Source organism: Vibrio sp. SBT000027 (assembly GCF_963894355.1).
Lineage (GTDB): Bacteria > Pseudomonadota > Gammaproteobacteria > Enterobacterales > Vibrionaceae > Vibrio > Vibrio splendidus.
On record NZ_CAWQGD010000001.1, the window covers coordinates 1,553,045 to 1,568,070 of the forward strand.

The following is a 15,026-nucleotide window of genomic DNA, read 5'->3' on the forward strand; positions in this document are numbered from 1 at the left end:
TCATGACAGGATATTTTCTACAAGCATTTATCTATTTGCTTGCCGCAGTCATCGCGGTCCCTATCGCCAAGAGGCTTGGTCTTGGTTCTGTGCTTGGTTACCTCATTGCAGGTGTTGTGATTGGCCCAATTATTGGTTTAGTTGGCGAAGAGACGACAACCATTCAACACTTTGCCGAATTCGGCGTGGTTATGATGCTGTTCTTAGTCGGGCTTGAACTTGAGCCTAAGATGCTTTGGGCAATGAGAAACCGCCTTATGGGACTGGGTGGTCTGCAAGTTGGCGGCACGACCGCGATAGTCATGGGCATTGCTCTGTTCTTTGGGCAGCCTTGGACGATAGCACTCACCATCGGTTTGATCTTCGCACTGTCATCAACCGCGATTGTTCTACAAACTTTCAATGAAAAAGGGTTGTCCAAAACTGAAGGTGGCAAGAACGCTTTCTCTGTTCTGCTTTTCCAAGATATTGCCGTCATCCCTATGTTGGCGTTTATTCCTCTATTAGCGTTGCCAGAATTAATTGAAGCTGCACAAAGCGCGGTCGCTTCTGCTTCTGATCATCATGAAGAGTTAAGTCTCGTTGCGGGCCTACCCGGTTGGGCTTATGGCCTTGTGATCACGGCATCTATTGCGATTGTTGTTGTCGGCGGGCACTTCTTGAGTCGTCCACTGTTCCGCTTTGTTGCAAGCTCAGGTCTGCGTGAAATCTTTACTGCAACCGCACTGATGTTGGTAATTGGTATTGCTGCACTAATGAGCCTAGTCGGCCTATCACCGGCTTTGGGTACCTTCCTTGCGGGTGTGGTATTGGCGAACAGTGAATTCCGCCACGAACTTGAGTCTAATATCGACCCGTTTAAAGGGCTACTACTTGGCTTGTTCTTTATTACCGTAGGTGCAGGCATCAACTTTGATGTCCTATTCAACGACTTTGGTTTGATCATTGGCCTCACTCTTGGCGTTATGCTACTCAAAGCCTTGGTGTTATTTACGTTGGCGTTAATCTTCAAAATCAAAAACAGTGACCGTTGGCTGTTTACATTGAGCTTGGCGCAAGCCGGTGAATTCGGTTTTGTCCTACTGAGCTTCTCATCCCAAAACCATGTACTGCCAGCCGATATTGTTCAAACACTGTCGCTGGTTGTTGCACTTTCAATGTTCCTAACGCCAGGGTTATTCATTCTATTTGATAAAGTGATACTTCCTCGTTACGAGCAAAAGTCTAACGATCGCGAAGAAGATACCATCGAAGAGAAAGGTACGGTGATCATTGCTGGTATTGGCCGATTCGGTCAGATTGTTAACCGCTTATTGGTATCAAATGACGTCAATACTGTGGTTTTGGATCATCAAGCTAATCAAGTCGACTTGCTACGTTCAATCAACATCAAATCTTACTTTGGTGATGCGACTCGTCATGACTTATTGCATACCGCTGGTATCGAAGAAGCCGCGATGTTGGTTGTGGCTATCGACAACCAAGACTCAAGTGTTGAATTGGTCAAATACGTTAAACACAACTACCCTAAAGTGAAAGTCTTAGCGCGTGCATTCGACCGTGGTCATAGCTACCGCTTAAGAGAAGCGGGTGCAGACTTTGTGGAATCAGAGACCTACCATTCAGCTCTTGAAATGGGCGCTGAAGCCTTGCGCTCTTTGGGTCATCACCCATTCTTCGTTGAACAACAGAAATCGACGTATCAACGTGTTGAAAGCCGTAAGTCTGAAAAGCTCTACCAAGCTTGGTCTGAAGCGGAAGAGAACCCGCGCTACGACAACAACTACCGACAAATCTTCATTCACCTTGAAGAAGCAATGAAAGAAGATATGAAAAAAGACCGTTCAGACAAGCACTCTCGATCTGAACGAGGTTGGACACCGCCACCGAAAGGCTATGCTGATGGCTTTGAGGAAGAAGAGTCCTAAGCAGAACTCTAAATAACGGCGCTAGATAACCATACTAGGCAACCATCAAAAGCGGCTATTTAGGCCGCTTTTTCTTTCATTGAACCCCTACAAAACGTCAAATGAGCATGAGTAGCGGATGCTAGAACTCGTAATCCGAAAGATTTATGTGATCTAGCTAAAATTTTTAATTTCTGACCACATGGCAAAAGTGAATTCACTTTTTACATTATTGAAACATTCCAACCTCGCATAAACCACACCATAAACATGGCTATATATGCACTCATTTAAGTCATTCAATCATCGCCCCAATTCATAGCGACCACCCTCTAAGGCTTGAGTTACATTGCATATATCTAAATACGCCGCACAAGCCCCAACCCAACCATTCACCATGCAAATAAGTAGCGCACTGCATTCACAAATTCAACCCGTTAAAATTAACATAAACATTTCAAAACATGTCTATCGTTACAATTTGTAACGAATAGCGGTTATCGGTATAGTCCTGCAATTCAAAAAGTGAGACCTTTGCGCTCACCTTAAAGGAGATATAATAATGATTACTAATGATGCTGTAATAATGGGCATGTTAGCTGTTATTCTTGGCGGTGTTTTTATCACGGAAAGTAGCCAAAATAGCGCACTGAAAAAATTCTACTCGTTCGTTCCGGGTCTATTGCTCTGTTACTTTGTTCCTTCTCTACTGAACAGTTTAGGCATCATCGACGCATCAAACTCTAAGTTATACTTCGTTGCAAGTCGCTACCTATTACCAAGCGCACTCGTTCTACTGATCATCTCAGCAGACCTACGTAAAATCTTTGGCCTTGGTTCAAAAGCCGTCATCATGTTCCTAACCGGTACTGTCGGCATTATCATCGGTGGCCCGCTGGCTATCTTGATCATCGACCAAATTAACCCTGACCTTGTATCTGGCGACGTATGGCGCGGCCTAACAACCGTTGCTGGTTCTTGGATCGGCGGCGGTGCAAACCAAGCAGCAATGAAAGAAGTGTTCGAGGTTGATGACCAATTATTCTCTGCAATGATTACGGTTGATGTTATCTGTGCGAACATTTGGATGGCCGTGTTACTTATCATGGCAGGTCGTCAGAAGAAGATTGATGCATGGTTGAAAGCAGATACTTCATCTATTGAAGAGCTAAAAGAGACGGTTTCTAAATACCAAGAAGAGAACGCTCGCCCAACAACCACAACAGATTTAATGAAGATCACGGGAATTGCGTTCGGTCTTACCGGCCTAGCTCACTTATTCAGTGACCTAATCGCACCTTGGATTTCGACCAACGCTCCAGAACTCGCGAAATACAGCCTTACATCGGGTTTCTTCTGGTTGATCGTAATGGTAACGACGTTCGCGCTCATCGCTTCATGCTTCAAATCAACACGCAGTCTTGAACACAGTGGCGCATCAAAGGTAGGTTCAGCGTTCATATACATCCTAGTTGCAACCATCGGTATGCAAATGGATGTGACGGCTATCTTAGACAACCCAGGCTACTTCTTCATTGGTATCACATGGCTAACTATCCATGCCATTCTAATGATTGTGATGGCGAAGCTTATCCGTGCACCACTGTTCTTCATGGCTGTCGGTAGCCAAGCTAACGTTGGCGGCGCAGCATCGGCTCCTATCGTAGCTGCAGCGTTCCACCCAGCATTAGCTCCGGTAGGTATCCTAATGGCGGTACTTGGTTACGCTCTAGGCACATACGGTGCCTACATCTGTGGCCTCATCATGCAGGCTGCGGCGGGTTAATCGAAGCTTACTAGCCCAAAAACAGAAAGGCAGAACGATGATCGTTCTGCCTTTTTTATTTCTGCTCTTCCGCACTGAGATTAATCAAACAAAGACGCCAGCTTATTTTCCACCACAGGACTGATATTGAAGCTCAGCATAAAGTCCGGACGTGTCTTTTCATCTTTCTCAATATAATAGTTCGCTTCAATGCCAAACTTCCAAGGACGTCCATTCAACACAGTTGTCTTGCTTACGCTTATATTCAACGGAATTTCCGCCTGATCCTTATTCCAGTCATACGAGAATTTCGGCGCAGAGCCTACCGTCCAACCTCCACCTAAGATCTCTACCCAAAAAACTTGTGTCGATGTCTTGTTGATTCGAGTATCAGAATGGTCGGCTCCGTCTCCAGAAACACCATACAAGTGGTTTGGGAACATACCTACAACTCGCTCACTACTCGCCTTCCCGACCATAAACTCTGGCCCGACAGCAAATTGATCAGCCGTTAAGTCATTACTACCTGTAGGCAAAGAAGCAAAGAGACCGAAAGCGACAATAGTACCGCCTTCCATTTTAGGCGCATAAGCTAAATCAAATGAGATGTCAGTAACGCCTGACTGGTCCATATGTTGGGAACTTGTCGACGTGTCCACATTGAAGTCATTCTGAACATAAGAGATAGCCGGGCGGAAGATGACTTTGTCGCCATTATCCATTGGAAACGGCAATGTCGGCTGTAATACAGTCGCGAAAGCATCCCCTCCACCATCGTACCCACCTGAATACTGAAGCTTTAAATTAAGGCTAGCGTAAGCTGTGTTTGGGTTTGCAAGTTCCTTTGCTGCCTGTTCTGCTGTTTGATTGCTTTCTGCATCAGCGTTCGCAAAATTCGGCGTTAATAATATTCCAGTTATTATCAGTGCAAGTGGTTTACAAGCCATGAGCCCTCTCTTCAATAATAAAACAATAAGATGTAACTGCTTATTGAGTATTTTAGAGATTACCGAAAGAGAAAATAGCCATTAAGTGACAGAGGTAATTTAGTTGAGAAGAGAGAGCTTAAATACAAAAATGCCCCAAATCTCTTTGGGGCATTTTCAAATAATCAGGAAGCGAGGGAGTGTTTACTCCTTTAGCTTATTCCCAATCAAGGATTACTTTACCAGACATACCAGAGCGCATCATGTCGAAGCCTTTCTGGAAGTCATCCACTTTGTAGTGGTGAGTAATGATTGGTGTTAGATCTAGGCCAGACTGGATTAGTGAAGCCATCTTGTACCAAGTTTCGAACATCTCACGGCCGTAGATACCTTTGATAACCAAGCCTTTAAAGATTACTTGGTTCCAATCTACTGCCATGTCTGATGGTGGAATACCTAGTAGAGAGATCTTACCGCCGTGGTTCATGTTAGTCAGCATGCTGTTGAACGCAGATGGGTTACCAGACATTTCTAGGCCTACATCGAAGCCTTCAGTCATGCCAAGATCAGACATTACGTCTTCAAGCTTCTCTTCCATTACGTTTACTGCGCGAGTTACACCCATTTGACGAGCAAGGTCTAGGCGATATTCGTTTACGTCAGTGATTACAACGTGACGAGCACCAACGTGCTTAGCAACAGCAGCAGCCATGATACCGATTGGACCAGCACCAGTGATTAGCACGTCTTCGCCTACTAGGTCGAAAGAAAGCGCTGTGTGTACTGCGTTACCAAACGGGTCAAAGATTGATGCCAGATCGTCAGAGATTTCTGCAGGGATCTTAAATGCGTTGAACGCTGGGATCACAAGGAACTCAGAGAACGCACCAGTGCGGTTAACACCAACACCTGTAGTGTTACGACAAAGGTGAGTACGGCCGCCACGACAGTTACGACAGTGACCACATGTGATGTGACCTTCGCCAGATACACGGTCGCCGATTTCAAAACCACGAACTTCTTGGCCAATGCCAACAACTTCACCCACGTATTCGTGACCTACTACCATAGGTACTGGGATTGTGTTTTGTGACCACTCATCCCAGTTGTAGATATGTACGTCAGTACCACAAATTGCGGTTTTCTTAATACGGATAAGAAGATCATTATGACCCATTTCAGGTTTTTCAACCTCGGTCATCCAGATGCCTTCTTCAGGCTTAAGCTTAGAAAGTGCTTTAATTTTCATAATGTTATCCAGTTCATCTCGCCTAACAGTAAGGCGAGAATCAAAAATCTATATGTTCTATTGGGTGTTGTTCTATCTAATCAAAGGATGCAAAGGCACCCCTTTAAAATTAGATGATAGCCATGTCTTTACCAACTTGGATGAACGCATCAATTGCGCGATCCAGTTGCTCACGAGAGTGTGCAGCAGACATTTGCGTACGGATACGAGCTTGGCCTTTTGGTACTACAGGGAAAGAGAAGCCTACAACGTAGATGCCTTTCTCTAGTGCGCGCTCTGCGAATTCAGCCGCTACTTTTGCATCACCCAGCATGATTGGGATGATTGCGTGGTCAGCACCGCCCATAGTGAAACCAGCTGCTTCCATGCGAGTACGGAAGTGAGCAGAGTTTTCCCATAGTTGAGTGCGTAGGTCGCCTGATTCCGCAAGAAGATCTAGAACACGGATAGACGCAGATACGATTGCTGGTGCAACAGAGTTAGAGAATAGGTATGGACGAGAACGCTGACGTAACCAGTCGATTACTTCTTTCTTACCAGAAGTGTAACCGCCTGAAGCGCCACCCATTGCTTTACCAAGCGTACCTGTGATGATGTCGATACGGTCAACAACGTTGTGGAACTCGTGAGTACCCGCGCCGTTTTCACCCATGAAGCCTACTGCGTGAGAGTCATCAACCATAACTAGTGCGCCGTACTTGTCAGCAAGGTCACAGATAGCAGGAAGGTTAGCCACTACGCCGTCCATAGAGAACACGCCGTCAGTTACGATTAGTGTGTGACGAGCGCCCGCTTCTTTAGCTGCGATAAGTTGTTGCTCTAGCTCTTCCATGTTGTTGTTCGAGTAACGGAAGCGCATTGCTTTACACAGACGAACACCATCAATGATAGATGCGTGGTTTAGAGCATCAGAAATGATTGCGTCTTCTTTGCCTAGAATCGTTTCGAATAGGCCAGCGTTTGCATCAAAGCAAGATGTGTAAAGGATAGTGTCTTCTTTACCAAGGAACGTAGATAGCTTTTGCTCTAGTTCTTTGTGAGAGTCTTGAGTACCACAAATGAAACGTACTGAAGCCATGCCAAAACCGTGCTGATCCATACCATCTTTAGCTGCTTCGATAAGAGCTGGGTGGTTAGCAAGACCTAAGTAGTTGTTTGCACAGAAGTTTAGTACTTCTTCACCAGTCGAGATAGAAACCGCTGCTTTTTGTGCAGAAGTGATAATGCGCTCAGACTTGTAAAGACCTTCTTCTTTAACTTCTTCGATTTGAGTTTGAATCTGTTGGTAAAATGCAGAAGACATTGTCTATTCCTTCCTAATTATTATTCAGCAGCATCGTGCGCCGCATTATGTAGGGGATGTAAACGATTTCAATTCGATCATTTACACTGTAAAACTTATACCCCTATTCTAGTTGAACATCCCCTTCTCGATTATCCCTTTAGTTGGAAAAACATTAATGAATCACAGGCACTAATAATAGTTCATCCCAGTGACGCAGGGCACATAAACGCTTCTTACCTGTTCTTTTTAACGTCAAATCCCCTTCCGTTCGTGTCTAATTTCGCTTTCATATCGAATATAAATTTTTCATCTCAGAACGATATAGTGATGAATGCCCGCTTCTCTCAGAATGCTCACCAGCAACGCCGCTATACAAATGAAACACGATGAGAAGAGAAACCAAGCAAATGACCCTATCTGACAACACCATACAAGAAGCTTTCAAGAATGACTGGCACACCTGCTTTTATCAGCCAAAGGTTCAGCCTAGTGTCGAGAAAGTGACTGGGGTTGAAGCGCTGTTTCGTTTAGATATTCCAGAAGAAGGGATTTTCTCTCCGGGCGTGTTTATCGAACGTGCGTTTGCATTGGGTTATGAAGAAGAAATCTTCTTTAGTGTGCTTGAGCAATCTCTAACGGAGGTCAAATCGCTTTCTGTTCATCTAAACTTAGCCGTGAACATCAGTAAGAAAGTACTGGCGAACCCTGATAACGTGCAGAAAGTTCGTGAATTGCTTTGGAACACCTCGTTCAAAGCAAAGCAGCTTACTTTTGAACTCAGCGAAAATGATCAGTTCGATGACCAACTTTGTGAGCAGATTAAACGCTTTCAATCTCTCGGCATTAAAATATCAATCGACGACTTTGGCATTGGCCATTCAGATATGAATAAGGTGATGAGCCTTAATGTCGATGAAGTGAAGTTCGATAAATCGATTGTGAACAGTATTGAGCCAGCAAGCTCCGACTTGGTTAAGCGCACTCTGGCGTACTGCAAAGAGTCTGGAATCGAAACCGTTGCGGAAGGCGTTGAAGACACAGATACACGTCAACTAATCCACCAGCTAGGTTTTGACAGCTATCAAGGCTTTCTATACTCAAAGCCACTGCCTTTAACTGATCTTAGATTCGTCATGTAGATAGTTGGAGCTTAAGTAACGTTAGCTTAAGACAAACTCGACGCTTTTTTTCTTCTGCTTAAGGTCGTGATATCGAATATACTTGAAGTAGATATCGTGTTTGTTTTGGATGTTTTGAGAGAACGGATTATTCACTAGTTTCTTTATATCAGCCTTGAAAAACGGCATGCCGAGCTTGCTCATATAAGGTTCTAAATAAAGGTCATACAGGAACTGGCACATAGCAGGATCAAGAGTCGGAAAGCGAAATTCAATGCCTGCCAAATTATCTGCCATGTAATCGAAGATCTTGCGTCGAATCACGATGCTAACCGCGCCAACACTGCAAAGCATCTTACTGAGGCCATCGTAAACCACATGACCAATAATGACTCCCTCGAACAAGAAGCAAAGCACCTGCATATCGTCTTTTTTCACGCCGAGATACTGAGCAACCTCGATAAAGTCTTTGCCATAAGTTTTGAGGTGCATCCCTTGAATCGACTTAAGCCTTTTCGCAGGAAGCAAACCCATGTTGTATGACTCTACGCTTGTGACCTCATAGTCGTAGCCAATATCGGCATTAGACGGACGTTCCATATTCTTTGTTGCGGCTTTGACTTGCACCATTTCTTCTACCGAAAAATCATAGTCGACCTGAAAGAAACTCGCGATACCAAGGCGACGAACAAAACTAGGCAGCGTCTTTGCCCTTTCCCACTGACTGACCATCACCTGATTGACACCAAAAAACGCTCTATGAGAGTTGGAAAGCAACTCTGCAAATTCTTCCTGTGAAATAGAGCTTGATTCACGAAGTCGTTTTAACTCTATAGGGAAATTTTCTTTATTCATCTGTTACTTACCTAGCTTTTTTATCAGTGTAGTTCACTCAATATCGTCCGTACAAGATCAGTGTTAAACACTTAAGAAAAAAGCCACTTCGTGAGGAAGTGGCTCTAAGCGAAAGCTGCTAGGTTCTAGGTTCTAGGTTGAGCAATGTAACCCTTGGCGATCAGACAATACTTTACCGTCCTTGATCGTCACTATGCGCTTAGTTCGTTCAGCCAGCGAGTTATCGTGCGTCACGATAATCAATGTTCGACCCTCAGCATGAAGCTGATTAAACAAAGCCTCTATCTCAGCGCCAGACTTGGAATCCAGAGCCCCTGTTGGCTCATCAGCTAATATAATCTGAGGATCATTAACCAAAGCTCTAGCAATAGCGACACGCTGTTTCTGACCACCAGACAGCTGATTCGGTTTATGGTCAAGTCGATCGCCCAACCCTACTTGTTCAAGTAATACCGCCGCACGCTTACGACGCTCTTTGGCTTTGATCCCTGAGTACACGAGAGGCAGAGCAACATTGTCCAATGCAGATGCATACTCAAGTAAATTAAAACTCTGGAATACAAAACCAATTTTTTGATTCCGAATACCTGCAAGCTCATTGGCACTCAACGCAGCAACATTTTTTCCATCCAGTTGATACTCCCCTTCCGTCGGCTTATCAAGGCAACCAAGCATATTCATCAGCGTTGATTTACCGGATCCTGACGGGCCTAAAATAGACAAAAACTCTCCCTTCTCAATCGAGAGATCGACACCGTCTAATGCACGTATTTCAGTATCACCGTTTGAGTAGTGTTTACCGATATTTGAGAGTTCCACTAAGAATTTGTTAAACATGGTTTCTCCGCTGTCTTTGATCTCATCATTCACTTTGTAGTGCCTCCATCGGAGTCACTTTCGCCGCACGATTAGCCGGAAGCCAAGCCGCAGCGACACCAATAACCACCAGCGTCAAAACAACAATGGTGACAACCAACCATGAAAGCTCAGGCACAGGTTTACCAAGACGCTCATAAAACATGTTGCCTTCAAGCTCTAAAGAGCGAATTACAGCAATCAGTGTATAAGTGATTACTAAGCCCAATAAACCGCCCATCATCATAGTCATCAATGACTGAGCCAGATAATGCATGCGAATCATCCCTGGAGTAGCACCGACCGCCATTCTCACGCCAATATCTCGTGTGGATCGTTTCACCGTTGCATACATCACGTTAGCAATACCTATGCCCGCCACTGCCAAAGTGATAAAACCAATCACACCAAGGAACCCCTGAAGACCAACTAAGAATTGTTGCATCGTTTTTTGTTTGAGAAACATATCCTCAACCTGAACGACCTGCTCATCACTGACACTGGCACCATGTTTACGCGCAATAACCTGACGAATCGTATCTGCAAGTTTGACTCTGTCGACACCATGATGAGGTTGAACGTTGATACCACTGATATCTCCGTTGATATTAAAACGCTGCCATGTAGAGAAAGGAACAAAGCTCGAATAATTGATGCTATCTCCCTGTTCAACCTTGGCACTGTTTTTCTCTAGTACACCAATCACCGTAAACTCTTGGCTGCCAATTTTTACTGTTTTCCCCACGGGATTGACCTCTAATTTGACAGTAGCAAACCAGCTAAAGCTTTCATTAGGGTTAAACAAATCGGCCGCTAAAAGGTAACCCAACACGATAACTTTGCGTTGTTGCTTTTGATCTAGAGGATTAAACCAACGCCCTCCAGGTCGTGTCTTGAGATTCGTCACCGATTGAAATTCAGTCGTTACGGCTAACGCTTTTTTCCAAGACCCTCGCTCCCCAACAGTAAGTGATTCATCCCACACAGCTGTCGGCACCGCAGCTTTGATGTTAGGCAGAGCCTCTACAACTTTCGTATCTTCTACTGTTAGAGTCAGCGGCTTGCCCTGATGAAAAGATCCATAATCAACCGTAGCCATCCCCCCTGATAGATAAATCAAATTACCATTGCCATTTTGTGCCGTTTTAAGCACGCCTTGCCTAATGCCTTCTCCCACCGATAGCATCGCTGAAATACACAAGGTTGCCCACGCAACAGCCAGAATCGTGAGCCCAAGTCGTAGCTTTTCTGCAGACATTTCCTGAAAGATTTGTCTCATCGGTAATAGCATGATTAAGCCCTCGCACTGAGTGCGTCAACAGGAGTTAGACGAGACGCCCGTTTTGCAGGAAAGTAAGAGGCTAAGAACGCCAAAATCAGTGTCACCGTTAACGCCATTCCAATCGAGCTTAACGTGATAACAGGTGATCCAATCCATTCAGGTAACGCCATCGAGCCAAGCAAATAAACCGTACCTAAGGACGCCATTAATCCCACGATGGATCCTAAGGTAACTAAGATAAGCCCCTCAATAATAAACTGAGACATGATGGAACCCTGTGTTGCACCAATCGCCAGCCGAACGCCAATTTCTCGAGTTCTTTCCGTAACAGAGAGAAACATGATATTAGCCACACCCAAAGCGCCAACCGCCATAGTCATAGCGCCACTGGTCGTCAGGAATATTTGGATACCACGAAAAATACCGGTAATCACGTCTCCACCCTCACTAAAGTCGGGCAGATAGACCGCATCTTTATCAGTAGGGTCAAAGTGCATCTGTTTAGCAAAAAAATTAACAATGTTACGTCTAAACGATGCGGAATCCATGGTTTCTACAGGCTTTAATAGCAGTTGCCATGGCTTATCTTTCCAGAGATCAAGATAAGTAGTTTGGGGCACAAAAACTCGTCGACTCTCACCGAAAGAGATCCCTCCTTCATTATCGACCATCACACCCATTACGTAGAATGGAATACCGTTTATCTTAATATGATCGCCAATGTCGACTCCGCCCATTTGAGCAATTCGATCACCCAATACAACCACCCGTGTGTGGTTTTCCATATCCGTCACCGAAATATTTCGTGAACCAGGCTGCAACTTATTTTGTGAGATAGGAAAATAAGAGGGAGCAACACCACTCACCATACTGCCAATATCATGCCCTTGAGTGTTCGTCACGCTGGTATCCCATTTAAGGTAAACAGCAGACGCCTCTTTAACAAAACCAGCCTGCTGGATCAGCTCAATTTTATCTTGTTCAAGGTTTATTTCACGCCTTGAGGGCAAGCCCTGCCAAGGTTTACTCGTACTAGAGGGAAATACAACCTGAGTATCATTGACCAAAAATGAGAAAGACTTCGTTTGATAACGATAGAAGCCTTCCCCTAGCGCCATTAAAACAACAACAGACAGTACGCCCCATGAAATTGCAATAATAGCCAAGGCACTTTTCATCCGATGCGCCAACAACGTTTGCCAAGTCTGAAGAAAAAGATTAACCATGGTGTAACGCCTTAGATATCAGCGCCATCGCTTCATCATCTAATTTACCGGTTGTCTGTAGTAGGCCAATTCTCTGACGCCAATAATCATATAAGTTGGTCTGTAGAAGGAACCTTGAATCAAATAAGCTGTTATGTGCATTGATAACATCTGAGGCTTCTAGGAAACCCGCGTCGTATAACTTTTCTTTGCTACTCAACACCTCTGCGCGAGACGCTACAACATCATGCGCCATTAACACTCGTTCCCAGTTGAGTTTCACTTGAGTAAAGTTCTGATCAATTCGCTTCTTGATGTCTATTTCAACCTTTCGTAAATCCTGCTTAGCCGTCAACAAGTTAAGCGAAGTTTGATCCACTTTGGCGCGTGTTGAACCATTTAAATCAATAGGAACACTAAGAGTTAAACCCGCGTTAAACTCACCGTTGTCCAACCGATCACTGTCGTTATAGCCCACTTGCCCTTTAACTGTTGGATAATAACCTCCTTGGGCGGACTTTTTGTCTAGCTCACGCGCTTCAACGCCTTTTATGGCAACCAGTAATTCAGGGCTATTATTTCTCGCTAACTCAAGCCACTGCTGCTGAGAGGCCACCAGCATAGGAGGCTCAACCAAGTTCTCAGTACGAATTTGATCTACTGAATCAGGAGCTTGGTTTATCAGCGCTTCCAGCTCTGACTTTTTACTTTCTAACCCTGCCTTTGCTCGCAGAATATTGGCTTTGTCAGACAACTGATTAGCACGCATCTCTTCCACATCAATCGATTTCACTTTGCCTGCTAGATAGCGCTTTTCGAAGATTTTTAGCAGCTTGCTGCCTTCCTCTAACTTACTATTGGTGAGCTGTAAGTTACCTTGGGCGCTGCCTATATCGAGATAAACCAGAAGTAACTTAGCCGCCAAATCATTATGTGCTTGAGCCAATTCCAGTTGGGATTTCAGATAATCTGATTGTGCTTTATCTAATTCAGACCAAAGGCTACTGTCCCAAATAACCTGAGACAGCTCTGCACCATAACGATTTGAACTACTGCGGTCTTCGCTCCAGTCTGTTGAAGCGCTCGCGCTTAAAGCGGGTAATAAAGAGCTGCGACTTAAATCCACCGAACTCTCACCGAGTTGAACACCAATTCGGGCTTTCTCGTAATCAGGATCCGTCTGTTTGGCTCGCTGCCATGCTTGTTCAATAGAAATGGCATATGAAGGACAACTAAGTACAGTTGCTAATAGCAAACTGCCTATACTCAACAGGGGCGATTTACGAGGTAACAGAGGTTTATCTAATCGCTGTGAACAACTAAACAGCGCTGGCTTAACCATGTGATGCCCCCATCATACTATTGTCAATGACGGCTTCGTCTAACTCCACACCTTCGATGACTTCGACATTGATGCCATCGGATAGGCCCAGTTTTACCGCTTGTTTGTGGAAGCCTTGTTCTGAGCTGTCTGGAATTAATACGTTAGGGCTATCGCCTTCAAATTGAAGTGCGCGCTCTGGTAGAGTGAGTACATTTTCTGATTTAACTAGAATTATCTGAGCAGATGATGAGAACCCTGAACGTAATCGGACGTCTTGAGGTATTTTGAGCTCGCCAACTTCGACTTCAAAACCGTTATCAAAACTTTTGCCCGAACTACTATCAGCTGTTGCGTTAAGACTTTCAGACTGAATCGCAATCTTAGTCAGTACCCCTTCTATTTCGATACTTGGGTAAGGTGCAACGGTCAGTGTTACTGGCATCCCCGGAGTAAGTTGGGCTGCATCATGCTCACTAACACTGCCCTTAAAAATCAGGCTGTTCATATCGGCCAATGACATCATTTCTGTTGCCGCTTGGCTCGATTCAGTAGAAATAATCGGTTCTCCTACCTCGACTTTTCGATTCAACACCGTACCGTCTATCGGAGCGTAAATGGTTGAGGTTAGGCGAGAGTTACCAATTGTCGACTCCCCGCTTTGAATCAATTCTAGGTTCTGACGTTTTTGCATAACGTCAGCCTGTGCTGATTTCACATTGGAACGTGCAGTCACATATTCGTCGTAGTTCTTAGGAATGATTTCTTGTTCGACCAAACTCTGCAGATTAGCGAGTTGTTGTTTTGCTGACTCAATGTTCGCCTCACTTCGCATCAATTCGGTCGAGGCATCGGTCAACGCTTTCGGGGTAGGGTTAGGGCGAACCTTAATAAGCGGCTGACCTTGCGTTACGTACTCACCAACACCGGCATAGATTTCACCAACGATCCCGTCGATTTGAGATTTGATAGACACAGAGTGAGCGGGAACGATATACCCCACCGCAACCGCCTGCTTTTCGATCGTCCCCGTGGCAACCGTTAGGGTTGGAAAGGCTTCAGGAGGTGTTGAAGTTTGAAAATAGAAATACGCACCTCCACCTAGCAGCGTGGCACATGCCACAGACACTAACCCACGTTTAGTCATAATTTATCCAGCTCATTATTTTATATTTGTGAGCCCTATGACTACCGTGGATATGCGAAGTTCATAAATAGTATAAAATTTTATAATGCATAGCGTTAAAGCAAAATTAAA

General features: G+C 44.7%; 12 protein-coding genes. 3 read left to right on the forward strand and 9 right to left on the reverse strand.

From position 1 onward, the window contains the following. Window positions 1-2 precede the first annotated feature (2 nt). Both AACU28_RS06555 and AACU28_RS06560 read left to right on the forward strand, forming a co-directional pair. Complete coding sequence (locus AACU28_RS06555) at window positions 3-1,928, forward strand: monovalent cation:proton antiporter-2 (CPA2) family protein (RefSeq protein WP_017092770.1); 1,926 nt, start codon at window positions 3-5, stop codon at window positions 1,926-1,928. A gap of 541 nt (window positions 1,929-2,469) precedes the next feature. After that, a complete protein-coding gene (locus tag AACU28_RS06560; RefSeq protein WP_102458902.1) occupies window positions 2,470-3,693 on the forward strand; it encodes a DUF819 family protein in 1,224 nt (407 codons plus the stop codon). An 80-nt stretch (window positions 3,694-3,773) separates the two neighbouring features. Here AACU28_RS06560 and AACU28_RS06565 read toward each other — a convergent pair whose 3' ends face one another. The 3 genes from AACU28_RS06565 to AACU28_RS06575 all read right to left on the reverse strand — a co-directional run bounded on the left by AACU28_RS06565 (window position 3,774) and on the right by AACU28_RS06575 (window position 7,150). After that, on the reverse strand, window positions 3,774-4,619 hold the full coding sequence (locus tag AACU28_RS06565; protein ID WP_121602614.1) for a transporter: 846 nt from the start codon (window positions 4,617-4,619) through the stop codon (window positions 3,774-3,776). A 196-nt stretch (window positions 4,620-4,815) separates the two neighbouring features. Next, on the reverse strand, window positions 4,816-5,847 hold the full coding sequence (tdh, locus tag AACU28_RS06570) for an L-threonine 3-dehydrogenase (protein ID WP_009845596.1): 1,032 nt from the start codon (window positions 5,845-5,847) through the stop codon (window positions 4,816-4,818). A gap of 109 nt (window positions 5,848-5,956) precedes the next feature. Further along, complete coding sequence (locus tag AACU28_RS06575; protein ID WP_017059545.1) at window positions 5,957-7,150, reverse strand: glycine C-acetyltransferase; 1,194 nt, start codon at window positions 7,148-7,150, stop codon at window positions 5,957-5,959. 368 nt (window positions 7,151-7,518) lie between these two features. On the opposite strand from AACU28_RS06575, the gene AACU28_RS06580 reads away from it, so the two are divergent. Beyond that, on the forward strand, window positions 7,519-8,271 hold the full coding sequence (locus AACU28_RS06580) for an EAL domain-containing protein (RefSeq protein WP_121602615.1): 753 nt from the start codon (window positions 7,519-7,521) through the stop codon (window positions 8,269-8,271). 21 nt (window positions 8,272-8,292) lie between these two features. Here the strand turns inward: AACU28_RS06580 and AACU28_RS06585 are convergent, their stop codons facing one another. From AACU28_RS06585 to AACU28_RS06610, 6 genes are all read right to left on the reverse strand, one after another. After that, window positions 8,293-9,105: a helix-turn-helix domain-containing protein gene (locus AACU28_RS06585; protein WP_121602616.1), complete on the reverse strand. Its 813-nt coding sequence runs from the start codon at window positions 9,103-9,105 to the stop codon at window positions 8,293-8,295. Between the two features lie 132 nt (window positions 9,106-9,237). Beyond that, complete coding sequence (locus AACU28_RS06590) at window positions 9,238-9,942, reverse strand: ABC transporter ATP-binding protein (protein ID WP_102463239.1); 705 nt, start codon at window positions 9,940-9,942, stop codon at window positions 9,238-9,240. Between the two features lie 25 nt (window positions 9,943-9,967). Continuing rightward, window positions 9,968-11,251: an ABC transporter permease gene (locus AACU28_RS06595; protein WP_121602617.1), complete on the reverse strand. Its 1,284-nt coding sequence runs from the start codon at window positions 11,249-11,251 to the stop codon at window positions 9,968-9,970. Between the two features lie 2 nt (window positions 11,252-11,253). Further along, the gene (locus tag AACU28_RS06600) at window positions 11,254-12,468 is read right to left on the reverse strand and encodes an ABC transporter permease (protein WP_121602618.1); all 1,215 of its coding nucleotides are present in this window, start codon (window positions 12,466-12,468) and stop codon (window positions 11,254-11,256) included. Continuing rightward, complete coding sequence (locus AACU28_RS06605) at window positions 12,461-13,789, reverse strand: TolC family protein (protein ID WP_121602619.1); 1,329 nt, start codon at window positions 13,787-13,789, stop codon at window positions 12,461-12,463. Before AACU28_RS06605 ends, AACU28_RS06600 begins: the two co-directional genes overlap by 8 nt. Next, the gene (locus tag AACU28_RS06610; RefSeq protein WP_102463203.1) at window positions 13,782-14,915 is read right to left on the reverse strand and encodes an efflux RND transporter periplasmic adaptor subunit; all 1,134 of its coding nucleotides are present in this window, start codon (window positions 14,913-14,915) and stop codon (window positions 13,782-13,784) included. The genes AACU28_RS06605 and AACU28_RS06610 overlap by 8 nt, the downstream gene beginning before the upstream one ends. Between the last annotated feature and the right edge of the window lie 111 nt (window positions 14,916-15,026).

Excerpts from the sequence above, each read along its gene's own strand:
- AACU28_RS06555 (WP_017092770.1), top strand. The coding sequence starts at position 3 with ATGACAGGATATTTTCTACAAGCATTTATCTATTTGCTTGCCGCAGTC.
- AACU28_RS06560 (WP_102458902.1), top strand. The coding sequence starts at position 2,470 with ATGATTACTAATGATGCTGTAATAATGGGCATGTTAGCTGTTATTCTT.
- AACU28_RS06565 (WP_121602614.1), bottom strand. The coding sequence starts at position 4,619 with ATGGCTTGTAAACCACTTGCACTGATAATAACTGGAATATTATTAACG.
- tdh (WP_009845596.1), bottom strand. The coding sequence starts at position 5,847 with ATGAAAATTAAAGCACTTTCTAAGCTTAAGCCTGAAGAAGGCATCTGG.
- AACU28_RS06575 (WP_017059545.1), bottom strand. The coding sequence starts at position 7,150 with ATGTCTTCTGCATTTTACCAACAGATTCAAACTCAAATCGAAGAAGTT.
- AACU28_RS06580 (WP_121602615.1), top strand. The coding sequence starts at position 7,519 with ATGAGAAGAGAAACCAAGCAAATGACCCTATCTGACAACACCATACAA.
- AACU28_RS06585 (WP_121602616.1), bottom strand. The coding sequence starts at position 9,105 with ATGAATAAAGAAAATTTCCCTATAGAGTTAAAACGACTTCGTGAATCA.
- AACU28_RS06590 (WP_102463239.1), bottom strand. The coding sequence starts at position 9,942 with ATGTTTAACAAATTCTTAGTGGAACTCTCAAATATCGGTAAACACTAC.
- AACU28_RS06595 (WP_121602617.1), bottom strand. The coding sequence starts at position 11,251 with ATGCTATTACCGATGAGACAAATCTTTCAGGAAATGTCTGCAGAAAAG.
- AACU28_RS06600 (WP_121602618.1), bottom strand. The coding sequence starts at position 12,468 with ATGGTTAATCTTTTTCTTCAGACTTGGCAAACGTTGTTGGCGCATCGG.
- AACU28_RS06605 (WP_121602619.1), bottom strand. The coding sequence starts at position 13,789 with ATGGTTAAGCCAGCGCTGTTTAGTTGTTCACAGCGATTAGATAAACCT.
- AACU28_RS06610 (WP_102463203.1), bottom strand. The coding sequence starts at position 14,915 with ATGACTAAACGTGGGTTAGTGTCTGTGGCATGTGCCACGCTGCTAGGT.